Origin of the sequence: Billgrantia aerodenitrificans (genome assembly GCF_021404405.1) — a bacterium.
GTDB classification, from domain to species: domain Bacteria; phylum Pseudomonadota; class Gammaproteobacteria; order Pseudomonadales; family Halomonadaceae; genus Halomonas; species Halomonas aerodenitrificans.
Genome location: NZ_JABFTV010000010.1, coordinates 41,047 through 53,898 on the forward strand (window position 1 = coordinate 41,047; position 12,852 = coordinate 53,898).

At 66.6% G+C, this 12,852-nt stretch carries 9 protein-coding genes; 1 reads left to right on the forward strand and 8 read right to left on the reverse strand.

Annotation, left to right across the window (positions count from 1 at the left end):
* Window positions 1-22: 22 nt before the first annotated feature.
* The 4 genes from greA to dapB all read right to left on the reverse strand — a co-directional run bounded on the left by greA (window position 23) and on the right by dapB (window position 6,097).
* Window positions 23-499, reverse strand: a complete 477-nt coding sequence (gene greA / locus HOP59_RS17875) for a transcription elongation factor GreA (RefSeq protein WP_010625709.1) — start codon at window positions 497-499, stop codon at window positions 23-25.
* Window positions 496-3,726: a carbamoyl-phosphate synthase large subunit gene (carB, locus tag HOP59_RS17880; RefSeq protein WP_010625710.1), complete on the reverse strand. Its 3,231-nt coding sequence runs from the start codon at window positions 3,724-3,726 to the stop codon at window positions 496-498. Before carB ends, greA begins: the two co-directional genes overlap by 4 nt.
* Before the next feature lie 57 nt (window positions 3,727-3,783).
* A complete protein-coding gene (gene carA / locus HOP59_RS17885) occupies window positions 3,784-4,929 on the reverse strand; it encodes a glutamine-hydrolyzing carbamoyl-phosphate synthase small subunit (protein WP_010625711.1) in 1,146 nt (381 codons plus the stop codon).
* A gap of 364 nt (window positions 4,930-5,293) precedes the next feature.
* The gene (dapB, locus tag HOP59_RS17890; RefSeq protein ID WP_010625712.1) at window positions 5,294-6,097 is read right to left on the reverse strand and encodes a 4-hydroxy-tetrahydrodipicolinate reductase; all 804 of its coding nucleotides are present in this window, start codon (window positions 6,095-6,097) and stop codon (window positions 5,294-5,296) included.
* Window positions 6,098-6,229: 132 nt separating this feature from the next.
* On the opposite strand from dapB, the gene HOP59_RS17895 reads away from it, so the two are divergent.
* On the forward strand, window positions 6,230-8,218 hold the full coding sequence (locus HOP59_RS17895) for an MBL fold metallo-hydrolase (RefSeq protein ID WP_010625713.1): 1,989 nt from the start codon (window positions 6,230-6,232) through the stop codon (window positions 8,216-8,218).
* On the opposite strand, the gene HOP59_RS17900 is transcribed toward HOP59_RS17895, so the two are convergent.
* The 4 genes from HOP59_RS17900 to dnaK form a co-directional block, all read right to left on the reverse strand.
* On the reverse strand, window positions 8,215-9,123 hold the full coding sequence (locus tag HOP59_RS17900) for a DMT family transporter (protein ID WP_010625714.1): 909 nt from the start codon (window positions 9,121-9,123) through the stop codon (window positions 8,215-8,217). The two genes, HOP59_RS17895 and HOP59_RS17900, sit on opposite strands and share 4 nt — an antisense overlap.
* Window positions 9,120-9,401, reverse strand: a complete 282-nt coding sequence (locus HOP59_RS17905) for a DUF2218 domain-containing protein (RefSeq protein ID WP_234254830.1) — start codon at window positions 9,399-9,401, stop codon at window positions 9,120-9,122. The genes HOP59_RS17900 and HOP59_RS17905 overlap by 4 nt, the downstream gene beginning before the upstream one ends.
* 175 nt (window positions 9,402-9,576) lie before the next feature.
* On the reverse strand, window positions 9,577-10,728 hold the full coding sequence (dnaJ, locus tag HOP59_RS17910) for a molecular chaperone DnaJ (protein ID WP_010625716.1): 1,152 nt from the start codon (window positions 10,726-10,728) through the stop codon (window positions 9,577-9,579).
* A 105-nt stretch (window positions 10,729-10,833) separates the two neighbouring features.
* A complete protein-coding gene (gene dnaK / locus HOP59_RS17915) occupies window positions 10,834-12,765 on the reverse strand; it encodes a molecular chaperone DnaK (protein WP_010625717.1) in 1,932 nt (643 codons plus the stop codon).
* Window positions 12,766-12,852 lie beyond the last annotated feature (87 nt).

Below are 12,852 nucleotides of genomic sequence, written 5' to 3' on the forward strand. Positions count from 1 at the left end.
GCTGGACTGAACTCAGCTGGGCTCAGCGGTGATCGACGCTGGAAATCTCGTACTCGACCTCGCCGCCCGGCGTGCTGACCACCACCACGTCGCCCTCTTCCTTGCCGATTAGAGCACGGGCAATGGGTGAAGTGACGGAGATCTTGCCGGCCTTGATGTCGGCTTCGTCCTCGCCGACGATCTGGTAGCTGACCTCCTCGTCGTTGCCGAGATTGATCAGCTCCACGGTGACACCGAAGATCACCTTGCCGGTCTGCGGCAACTTGGCCACATCGATCACCTGGGCGTTGGAGAGCTTGCTCTCGATCTCCTGGATACGCCCCTCGATGAAGCCCTGCTGCTCACGCGCCGCATGGTACTCGGCGTTCTCCTTGAGATCGCCATGCTCACGGGCTTCAGCGATGGCCGCGATCACCTTGGGCCGCGCCTCGCTCTTGAGCTCCTCGAGTTCCTTGCGCAGGCGTGCTTCGCCGGCAACGGTCATCGGGACCTTGTTCATTGCGTTGCTCCTGCATGCAGTTCCTGTAACCGCCGCACCGTGATCTCGTTGCCATATTCCAGTGCCATGCAAACGGCACTGGCCCCTGCCAACGTAGTGGCATAGGGCACCTTGCGGGCCAGTGCGGTGCGGCGGATCACCGAAGAGTCGTTGATCGCCTGGCGACCCTCGGTGGTATTGACGATATAGGCGATGTCGTCGTTCTTGAGCAGATCGACGATATGCGGACGACCTTCATAGACCTTGTTGACGACTTCCACCTCGAGGCCGGCGGCTTCGAGGGCTGCGGCGGTGCCGCGAGTCGCGCACAGGGTGAACCCCAATCCTAGCAGAGAACGGGCGATCTCGATAACTCCCGCCTTGTCCGGTTCACGTACCGAGAGGAACGCCTTACGCTCGCCTTCGAGCTTGGGAATCGCCTCGCCGGCACCCAGCTGCGCCTTGTAGAAGGCCTCGGCAAAGGTTTCGCCCGAGCCCATCACCTCGCCGGTGGACTTCATCTCCGGCGACAGGATCGGGTCGACGCCGGGGAACTTGTTGAACGGGAACACCGCCTCCTTGACGCTGTAGAAGTGCGGCACGATCTCGCGGGTGAAGCCCTGCTCGACCAGGCTCTTGCCGGCCATGCAGCGTGCGGCGATCTGGGCCAGCGAGGTGCCGATGCACTTGGAGACGAAGGGCGCGGTGCGCGAGGCGCGCGGGTTGACCTCGATGACGTAGATCTCGCCGTCCTGCCACGCCAGCTGCACGTTCATCAGGCCCACCACGCCGAGCTCGACGGCCATGCGCTTGACCTGATCGCGCATCTCGTCCTGCACCTCGGCGGGCAGCGAATAGGGCGGCAGCGCACAGGCGGAGTCGCCGGAGTGCACGCCGGCCTGCTCGATGTGCTGCATGATGCCGCCGATTACCACTTCGTGGCCGTCGGAAACGGCATCGATGTCGATCTCGATGGCAGCATTGAGGAAGTGGTCGAGCAGCACCGGCGAGTCGTTGGAGACCTTGACCGCGTGGGTCATGTAGTTCTCCAGCTCGTCGGCGGAGTAGACGATCTCCATGGCACGACCGCCGAGCACGTAGCTCGGCCGCACCACCAGCGGGTAGCCGATCGCCTCGGCCTTGGCGAAGGCCTCGTCGAAGCTGCGCGCGGTGGCGTTGGGCGGCTGCTTGAGGCCCAGCTTGTCTATCATCTGCTGGAAACGCTCGCGGTCCTCGGCACGGTCGATGGCGTCCGGGGTGGTGCCGATGATCGGCACGCCGGCGGCCTCGAGCTCACGGGCGAGCTTGAGCGGGGTCTGGCCGCCGAACTGCACGATCACGCCGACCGGCTGCTCCTTGTCGGCGATCTCCAGCACGTCCTCCAGGGTCACCGGTTCGAAGTAGAGGCGGTCGGAGGTGTCGTAGTCGGTGGAGACGGTCTCCGGGTTGCAGTTGACCATGATGGTCTCGTAGCCGTCGTCGCGCATGGCGAAGGCGGCGTGGACGCAGCAGTAGTCGAACTCGATGCCCTGACCGATGCGGTTGGGCCCGCCGCCCAGCACCATGATCTTCTGACGGTCGCTGACCTCGGCCTCGCACTCCTCCTCATAGGTGGAGTACATGTAGGCGGTGTCCGAGGCGAACTCGGCGGCACAGGTGTCGACGCGCTTGTAGACCGGGCGGATGCCGGCCTTCTGGCGGGTCTTGCGGAATTCCTTCTCGGAAACGCCGAGCAGCTTGGCCAGGCGCGCGTCGGAGAAGCCCTTGCGCTTGAGACGGAACAGCTCCTGGGCGCTGAACTCTGAGAGCGAGCGCTTGGCCACGTCCTGCTCGATACGCACCAGTTCCTCGAGCTGGACCAGGAACCAGGGGTCGATATTGGTCAGGGTGAAGATCTCTTCCACGCTCAGGCCGGCGCGCATGGCGTCGGCGATGTAGAAGATGCGCTCGGCGCCGGCGGCCTGCAGCTCACCCTTGATGTGCTGCATCGCCTCTTCGGTGAACTCGCTCACCTTGGGGTCGAGGCCGTCATTGCCGGTCTCGAGCCCGCGCAGCGCCTTCTGCAGCGACTCCTGGAAGGTACGCCCGATGGCCATCACCTCGCCCACCGACTTCATCTGGGTGGTGAGGCGGTCGTTGGCCTGGGGGAACTTCTCGAAGGTGAAGCGCGGAATCTTGGTGACCACGTAGTCGATGGAGGGCTCGAACGAAGCCGGGGTGCGGCCGCCGGTGATGTCGTTGGAGAGCTCGTCCAGGGTGTAGCCCACCGCCAGCTTGGCGGCGATCTTGGCGATCGGGAAGCCGGTGGCCTTGGAGGCCAGCGCCGAGGAGCGCGACACCCGCGGGTTCATCTCGATGACCACCATGCGCCCGGTCTTGGGGTCGACGCCGAACTGCACGTTGGAGCCGCCGGTCTCGACGCCGATCTCGCGTAGCACCGCAAGCGATGCGTCGCGCATGATCTGGTATTCCTTGTCGGTCAGCGTCTGCGCCGGGGCCACGGTGATGGAGTCGCCGGTATGCACGCCCATGGGGTCGAAGTTCTCGATCGCGCAGACGATGATGCAGTTGTCGTTCTTGTCACGAACGACCTCCATCTCGTACTCCTTCCAGCCCAGCAGCGACTCGTCGATCAGCAGCTCCTTGGTGGGCGAGAGGTCGAAGCCACGATCGCAGATCTCCTCGAACTCCTCCTTGTTGTAGGCCACGCCGCCGCCGGAGCCGCCCATGGTGAAGGAGGGGCGGATGATCACCGGGAAGCCGAGCTCGGCCTGGATCTCCCAGGCCTCTTCCATGGAGTGGGCGACCTTGGCCCGCGGGCACTCCAGTCCGATGTTCTTCATCGCCTTGTCGAAGCGGTCGCGGTCTTCGGCCTTGTCGATGGTGTCGGCGTTGGCGCCGATCATCTCCACGCCGTACTTCTCGAGCACGCCGTGCTTGTCGAGCGCCAGCGCACAGTTCAGCGCGGTCTGGCCGCCCATGGTGGGCAGGATGGCGTCGGGGCGCTCGGCCTCGATGATCTTCTCCACCGCCTGCCAGGTGATCGGCTCGATATAGGTGGCGTCGGCCATCACCGGGTCGGTCATGATGGTGGCCGGGTTGGAGTTGACCAGGATGACCCGGTAGCCCTCCTCACGCAGCGCCTTGCAGGCCTGGGCGCCGGAGTAGTCGAATTCGCACGCCTGGCCGATGACGATGGGGCCGGCGCCAATGATCAGGATGCTGTTTATGTCGGTACGCTTGGGCATGTCGGTTCCCGCGGCTGGATTCGTTGATAGCAGGCGATAAGACGAAGGCGGCGCCGCTCAGCGGCGCTCACGCATCATCGTCACGAAGCGGTCGAACAGCGGCGACACGTCGCGCGGTCCGGGGCTCGCTTCCGGGTGGCCCTGGAAGCTGAAGGCCGGGCGGTCGGTCAGCTCGATGCCCTGCAGCGTGCCGTCGAACAGCGAACGGTGAATGGCGCGCACGTTGCCCGGCAGGCTCGCCTCGTCGACGGCGAAGCCGTGGTTCTGGCTGGTGATCATCACGTGGCCGCTGTCGAGATCCTGCACCGGGTGGTTGGCACCGTGGTGGCCGTGGTTCATCTTCACCGTCTTGGCACCGGCGGCCAGGGCCAGCAGCTGATGGCCGAGGCAGATGCCGAACACCGGCACGTTGGTCTCGAGAATCTCCTGGATCGCCTTGATGGCGTAGTCGCAGGGGGCGGGGTCGCCGGGACCGTTGGCCAGCAGGATGCCGTCCGGATTGCGCGCCAGCACGTCGCTGGCCGGGGTCTGCGCCGGCACCACGGTGAGGCGACAGCCGCGGGAGGCCAGCATGCGCAGGATGTTGTACTTCACGCCGTAGTCGTAGACCACCACGTGGAAGGGGCGCTCGCTGCCACTGGCATCGACGTTACCCTGGCCCAGCACCCACTCTGCCTCGTTCCACTCGTAGGCCTGCTTGCAGCTGACTTCCTTGGCCAGATCCATGCCCTTGAGCCCGGGGAACGCCCGCGCCGCGGCCAGCGCACGCTCGACGGCGTCTTCGCCCTCGGCCTCCCGCCCCGCCAGGATGGCGCCGTTCTGGGCCCCCTTGTCGCGCAGGATGCGGGTCAGGCGGCGGGTGTCGATATCGGCGATGCCGAGCACGTTCTGGCTCTTGAGGTAGTCGGAGAGCGACTGCTCGGAGCGGAAGTTGCTGGCGATGAGCGGCAGGTCGCGGATCACCAGGCCGGCGGCGGCGATCGAGCCCGACTCGACGTCTTCGGCGTTGACGCCGGTGTTACCGATGTGCGGGTAGGTCAGGGTCACGATCTGTCGGGTGTAGGAGAGATCGGTGAGGATCTCCTGATAGCCGGTCATGGCTGTATTGAACACCACCTCGCCGCTGGTCTGCCCATCGGCGCCGATGGCGGTGCCGTGAAACACGCTGCCGTTTTCCAGGGCCAATATCGCGGGTCTGCTCAATGCGGGGCTGTTCAAGACAAGGTCCTCCCATGCTGGTGCGAGCCTGAGGGGCGCAGGCTCGGCGGCTATCGTCGCGGCGACAGATTTGGCTCGTAAAAAAGCGGGACGAAGCCGATGGAACCGGTTTCATCCCGCTTGTTGTCTCTGTTTGCTCGGGGCTGGCCACGCAACAAGCGCGCAGTTGGACTGCTGTATTTCAGGCGCCCGGCCAAAATTTTGGAGATGTTACAGGAAATGGCGCTCAGCGGCTACCCCCATCGGGCAGTCCAGAGCAGTTGGCGATGTCCTCGGGACTACCCCGTCGACAGCTCCCTCTCTCCTTTTTTCAACCTGTCCCCGGCGTCTCGCGTGGCTTGCCCTGCGCTTACAGGCCCAACACGTCCTGCATGCCGTAACGTCCATTACTCTGGTCGGCGACCCAGCGCGCCGCCCTCACCGCGCCCTTGGCGAAGGTCATGCGGCTCGAGGCCTTGTGGGTGATCTCGATGCGCTCGCCCTCGGTGGCGAACATCACCGTGTGCTCGCCGACGATGTCGCCGGCGCGCACCGTGGCGAAACCGATCTCCTTGGGGTCCCGCGGCCCGCACTGGCCGACACGCTCGAACACGCCGTGCTCCTTGAGCGTGCGCCCCAGCGCCTCGGCCACCACCTCGCCCATCTTCAGCGCGGTGCCGGAGGGCGCGTCGACCTTGTGCCGGTGGTGAGCCTCGATCACCTCGATGTCGTAGCCCTCGTCGCCCAGCGCCCGGGCCGCAGTCTCGAGCAGCTTGAGGGTCAGGTTCACTCCGACGCTCATGTTGGGGGCGAAGACGAAGGGCAGCCGCTCGCGATAGCCGTCAAGCTCGGCCAGCTCGTCGTCGGCAAGTCCGGTGGTGCCGATCACCATGCGCTTGCCGTGCGCCGCGCAGAAGGACAGGTTGGCCAGCGTGACCTGGGGGGCGGTGAAGTCGATCAACACGTCGAAGTCGTCGACGATGGCCTCGAGGGAGTCCACCGCGGCGACGCCCAGCTTGCCGAGCCCCGCCAACTCGCCGATATCGGCCCCAACCAGCGAACTGCCCGGCTCGACGATACCGCCGGCCAGGGTGGCGCCGGCATCCTCCTGCACGGCGTTGACCAGGGTGCGGCCCATGCGGCCGGCGACACCGACGATGGCGATACGGGTCATGCGGACTCCTGCGAAAGCTGACGAGTGGGAATCGAAGCAGTATATCAGAGCATCGACCGGGCTGGCCGGGCGCTTGGGCAGCGGCGGCGGAATCGCCCACACTGGGCATGACGCCCCCACACAAGGAACGCCATGTCTGAGCCGATGCCGCCCGACACCACCCGCGTAGCCGCCTTGGTCGAGCTGCTCGAACGACATCCGCGCGTGCTGCTCACCGGCCCACCCGGCAGCGGCAAGAGCACCCTGGCACGAAGCGCGGCGGCGGCCCTGGCCGAACGCGGCCAGGTGTGTCGTTGCCTGGCCGCCGACCCCGGTCTGCCCGGCTTCGGCCCGCCCGGCGCCGTATGCCTGGGGCACTGGGATGAGCGCCTGGGGCGCTGGGATGCGCGCCTGGGCGACTGGCAGCTGGAAGCCATCGAGGCACTGGCCACGCTGGACAGCGCCCGCTTCCGCCTGCCGCTGATAGAAGCCGTACGCCGCATGGTCGCACGGCTCGACGCGACGCCGCTGCTCATCGACGCTCCTGGCGTGGAGCGCGGTATCGGCGGCGCCGAGCTGCTGCCGGCACTGGCCAACGCCGGCCGGGTGAGTGCCGTGGTACGCCTGGCGCCGGCGCAGGAGCGCGATCCGTATCCACATGAGCGCTCCGCCCTTGGCCTGGCGACGCTGAACCTGCCCGCGCACCCTCAGGCGCGCCACCCCGGCAAACAGCTGCGCCGCCAGTGGCGCACCGGCGCCTGGGACGCCTATCTCGACGGCGCCGAGACGCGGGAACTCGACCTGTCGGCGCTGATCATCGTCGGCGCCCCGCCGCCCGGCGATGCTCCTCATGCCTGGCCAGGACGCCAGGTCGGCCTGCTCGATGCCGCCGGGACGAGCCTGGCCATGGGCGAAGTCATCGCTGTGGAGAGCCATCGGCTCAGCGTGCGCACTCCGCCCCTGACGAACACGCCGCGCACCCTGGTCATTCGCGATGCCCGGCGCAACGCCGAGGGTCAGCTCGGCACGGCGCGCCCCCATCCTCGCCCCTCGTCGACCGCATCCGGCGAAGAGCCGACGCTCTCGACTACCCCTCAGGAAAACACCACCGGCCCCCGCCCGACGCTGCGCTTCAATGGACTGCGCGCCACGCTGGTCAACGGCGTATTCGGCGACCCGCTGCTGCATCTGCGCCTGCGCCACCGCAAGCGCAGCCTGCTGTTCGACCTGGGCGACCCCGGCCGACTACCGGCGCGGCTGGCCCACCAGATCAGCGACGTCTTCATCAGCCACGCCCACGTCGACCATGTCGGCGGTTTCCTGTGGCTGCTGCGCTCACGCATCGGCGACTATCCGGCCTGCCGTGTCTACGGCCCGCCCGGGCTCGCCACTCACTTGGATGGTTTTCTGCGCGGCATCCTGTGGGACCGGGTCGAGGAGAAGGCGCCCCGCTTCGAGGTCTTCGAGCTGCACGGCGAGCGCCTGGCCCACTATCGCCTCGTTGCCGGGCAGCCGATGCAGGTACTCTCCCCACGCGAGGTGGATGGCGGCGTGATCCACGCCGAGCCCGGCTTTCGCGTGCGCGCCGCCACGCTGGATCACGGCACCCCGGTGCTGGCCTTCGCCTACGAGCCGGCGACGCAGCTCAAGGTGCGCAAGGAGTGCCTGGACGCCCACGGCTGGGCGCCCGGCCCCTGGCTCGGCGAGCTCAAGCAGCGCGCGCTGGAAGGCAACGCAGACGAGATTGCCCTGCCCGACGGCAGCCGGCACTCCGTCGTCGAACTGGCCGAGCAACTGCTGTTCGCGCAGCCGGGCCAGCGCCTGGTCTATGCCACCGACTTCGGCGACACGCCGGAAAACCGCGAGCGCCTAGGTGCGCTTGCCCACGGCGCCGAGGTGCTGTTCTGCGAGGCTTCGTTTCGTGAAGACCAGGCCGAGCAGGCCCGGCTTACCGGCCATCTGACCGCCCGCGCCTGCGGTGAAATCGCCGCCGCGGCCGGGGTCGGCCAGCTGGTGCCGTTCCACTTCTCGCGCCGTCACGTGGAGGACGTGAGCGAGCTCTACGCCGAAATTCGCCGCCATTTTGCGCGGCTGGCCGCGACGCCAGGTAGCGAAGCCACGGATGACGACAAGCTGGATTAACGGGCCGCTTTGCCATCCTGACACAGCAGCAGCCCGATGGCGGCGAGCACCAGAGCGCTGCCCGGCAGCCAGTGCCAGCCGAGCTGCTCGGGGGCGTTGACGAATAGCAGCAGCATGGAGACGAAGGGCACCATGTAGCCGTAGGCGGTCACGGCTCCCGGCGTGAGCACCGAGGTAGCGCGCTGCATCAGCCAGAAGGTGAGCGCACTGGAGAAGAGCCCGAGATAGACCACCAGAGCCAGATCCTGCCAGCGCATGGTAACGAGCTGCGTGGCGGGTTCGATGGCGAGTCCCAGCAGGCCGATGGCGATGCCGCCCAGCCCCAGGCTCCAGAAGGTGCGTACCGCCGCCGACTCTGGCAGCCACTCCCGCGCCAGCCCCCATTTGCTCAGCACCGGATAGAGCGCCGACGACACGCAGCCGAGGAAGAACACCGCCTCGCCGACCCCCACCCGCATGCCTTCGCCGTGGCTGCGGGCCTCAGCGAAGGCGAGCGCCAGTGCCCCAGCAGCTCCCAGCGCGAGAATGGCCGGCAGCTGCCAGCCCAACCGCTCGACGCGAAAACCGAGCCCCAGCAGGTAGGCCAGCAGCGGCACGGTGACGTAGAGGGTGGCCATGGAGAGCGCGGTGGCGTGATGGGCGGCCCAGAACATGGCGCCGAAGAAACCGGCCAGGCACAGCCCCATCAGGGTGTAGAGCGGCAACACCCGCCAGGGCGGGAGGAAGTCGGACGAGCGCCGCGCCAGCCACCACAGCCCGGCACAGGCGATGGCAAAACGCAGGGCGGTGAGCGACAGCGGCGGCAGCTCGCTCATCAGCCCCACGGCGGGAAACGACAGCCCCACCAGCAGGGCCCACAGCAGCATGCCGAGGTGGGCCAGGCGGAGCGACGTCGGCGCGCTCAATTTTCCCAGACGATAGCCAGTTCCTCGTCGCCCGCCATACGCTGCAGGTGGGAATCCACCACGCCCTCGAGCTGATCGAGCACCTCTTCGTCCAGCGCCTCGATGGCTACCAGCAGCTTGCCCGGCTCGACGCGCATCACACAGGAGCCGCCCTCGAACGCCACGCGACTCTGCTCCGCGCCCTGCTCCACCTCCAGCTTGTGCGCCCAGTGCTTGCACAGCCGGTTCATCACCCTCGCCCCGGATTCGGTGGCGATCACCGCACGCGACATCGGCATAGCAACGATCTCCATTCGTATCTGAGCCAACAGACTAAGACGCCGGAGCGGGTTGGCGCCAGCCCCGATGCACAGCGCAGGGCGGAACGCTGGGTTCGAAGGAACCGTTCACGCCGAAAACGCAAAAGCCCCCGACACCGCCAGGGCTCGGGGGCTTTCGTGGCGCAGTTCCGCCTTACGGCTTCATGTCTTCGAAAAACTTCTTCACGCCGTCGAAGAAGCCGCTCTTCTTCGGCGAGTGGTGAGCGCTGTTGCTGCCCCCCAGGCTCTCCTGAAGCTGGCGCAGCAGCGCCTTCTGGTCTTCGCTGAGGTTGACCGGGGTCTCCACCACCACCTTGCACAGCAGGTCGCCGGGGGGGCCCCCGCGAACCGGCTTGACGCCCTTGCCGCGCAGGCGGAACAGCTTGCCGGTCTGGGTCTCGGGCGGAATCTTGAGCTTGACCCGGCCATCCAGGGTGGGCACTTCGAGCTCGCCACCGAGTGCGGCATCGACGAAGTTGATCGGCACCTCGCACTGCAGGTGCTTGCCGTCGCGCTGGAAGATACGGTGTGGCTTTATCGCCACCTGCACGTAGAGATCGCCGGGCGGGCCGCCGTTGATGCCGGACTCGCCCTCGCCGTTGAGACGAATGCGGTCGCCGGTATCGACCCCAGCGGGAATCTTCACCGACAGGGTGCGGGTCTCACGCACACGGCCTTCACCGTGGCACTTGTGACACGGCACCTTGATGTGCACGCCGCTGCCGTGACAGGTGGGACAGGTCTGCTGCACGGCGAAGAAGCCCTGCTGCATGCGCACCTGACCCAGGCCGTTACAGGTGGGGCAGGTCTCCTTGGTGGAGCCCGGCTCGGCGCCCTCGCCGTCGCAGCGGCTGCACTCCACGTGACGCGGCACGCGAATGTCCACCGTGGTGCCGGCCACCGCGCTCTCGAGATCGAGCTCGAGGTTGTAGCGAAGGTCGCTGCCGCGCTGCGGCGCATGGGGGCTGCGCCGACCGCCGCCGCCACCGAAGATGTCGCCGAACACGTCGCCGAAGATGTCGCTGAAGCCGCCGGCACCCGCACCGCCGAAGCCGCCAGCGCCGAAACCTCCGGCCTGTCCGTCTACGCCGGCATGGCCGAACTGGTCGTAGGCGGCACGCTTCTCGTTGTCGGAGAGGATCTCGTAGGCCTCGGAGACCTCGCGAAACTTCTCGGCGGCCTTGTCATCGTCCGGGTTACGGTCCGGATGATACTTCTGCGCCAGCCGCCGGTAGGCCTTCTTGATCTCTTTGGTGTCGGTCCCTCGTTCGACACCGAGCACCTCGTAATAATCGCGTTTGGACATGGGTCCATGCGCCTCCTGGTCTAGGCAGTGCTGCCCGATCCGCGGAAACGGCAACGCGGGAGTCGTCCCCCCGCGCTACCGTCGTCCGTGGCATCGCCTTGGCGATTACTGCTTCTTCTGATCGTCGTTGACTTCTTCGTACTCGGCGTCGACCACGTCGTCTTCCTGCTTGGCACCGGCCTCCTGGCCCTCGCCACCGGCCTGCTGGGCGGCCTCGGCCTGGGCGGCATACATCTTCTGCGCCAGGTTACCGGAGAGCTCGGTCAGCTTGTCCAGCTTGGCCTGGATGTCGTCCTTGTCGTCGCCCTTGAGCGCTTCCTCGAGTTCGGAGGCGGCCGTCTCGATGGCCTGCTTCTCCTCGTCGGTGCCATGCTCGCCGGCTTCCTGCACGGTCTTGCGCGCGGCGTGGACCATGCCGTCGGCCTGGTTGCGCAGCGCCACCAGCTCCTCGAACTTCTTGTCCTCGTCGGCGTGGGCCTCGGCGTCGCGCACCATCTGCTCGATCTCTTCATCGGTCAGACCGCTGGAGGCCTTGATGACGATCGACTGCTCCTTGCCGGTGGCCTTGTCCTTGGCGGACACGTTGAGGATGCCGTTGGCGTCGAGGTCGAAGGCCACCTCGATCTGCGGCACGCCGCGCGGCGCCGGCGGAATGTCGGCCAGGTCGAAGCGGCCCAGCGACTTGTTCTGGCCAGCCTGCTTGCGCTCACCCTGAAGCACGTGAATGGTCACGGCAGTCTGGTTGTCATCCGCGGTCGAGAAGGTCTGGGTCTTCTTGGTCGGGATGGTGGTGTTCTTCTCAATCAGCGGAGTCATCACGCCGCCCAGGGTCTCGATACCCAGGGTCAGCGGAGTGACGTCGAGCAGCAGCACGTCCTTGACGTCGCCGCCCAGCACGCCGCCCTGGATCGCCGCACCCACGGCCACGGCCTCATCCGGGTTGACGTCCTTGCGCGCTTCCTTGCCGAAGAAGTCAGCAACCTTCTTCTGCACCAGCGGCATGCGGGTCTGGCCGCCGACCAGGATCACGTCGTCGATCTCGGAAGCGGACAGGCCGGCGTCGGACAGCGCGGTCTTGCACGGCCCCAGCGAGCGCTGCACCAGCTCTTCCACCAGCGACTCCAGCTTGGCCCGGGTCACCTTCACGTTGAGGTGCTTGGGCCCGGTGTTGTCGGCGGTGATATAGGGCAGGTTGACGTCGGTCTGCTGCGCGCTGGAAAGCTCGATCTTGGCCTTCTCGGCGGCTTCCTTGAGGCGCTGCATGGCCAGGTTGTCGCCGGACAGGTCGATGCCGCTGTCGGCCTTGAACTGATCGACCAGGTAGTTGATCAGCGCCATGTCGAAGTCTTCACCACCGAGGAAGGTGTCGCCGTTGGTGGCCAGCACCTCGAACTGGGTCTCGCCGTCGACGTCGGCCACCTCGATGATGGAGATGTCGAAGGTACCGCCGCCCAGGTCGTACACGGCGATGGTCTTGTCGCCGCGCGACTTGTCCATGCCGTAGGCCAGCGCCGCCGCGGTGGGCTCGTTGATGATGCGCTTGACTTCGAGACCGGCGATACGACCGGCGTCCTTGGTGGCCTGACGCTGGCTGTCGTTGAAGTAGGCCGGCACGGTGATCACCGCCTCGGTGACCGGCTCGCCCAGGTAGTCCTCGGCGGTCTTCTTCATCTTCTTCAGCACTTCGGCGCTGACCTGCGGCGGTGCCAGCTTCTTGTCCTTCACCTGCACCCAGGCGTCGCCGTTGTCGGCCTCGGTGATGCCGTAGGGCACCATCTTGATGTCCTTCTGCACCACGTCATCCTTGAAGCGACGACCGATCAGGCGCTTGATGGCGTACAGGGTGTTCTGCGGGTTGGTCACCGCCTGGCGCTTGGCCGACTGCCCCACCAGAATCTCGCCATCATCGGTATAGGCGATGATGGAAGGCGTGGTGCGGGCACCTTCGGCGTTCTCGATCACCTTGGCGCTGTCGCCGTCGAGCACGGCCACACAGGAGTTGGTGGTCCCCAGGTCAATACCGATGATGCGTCCCATAGGAAATCCTCGAAAATTCGTTTGCCTTGAATCCATCGCTGCGGCAGTTGCCGCGGTTGACGTCTATCTGGGGGCGCCGGGTGGCTT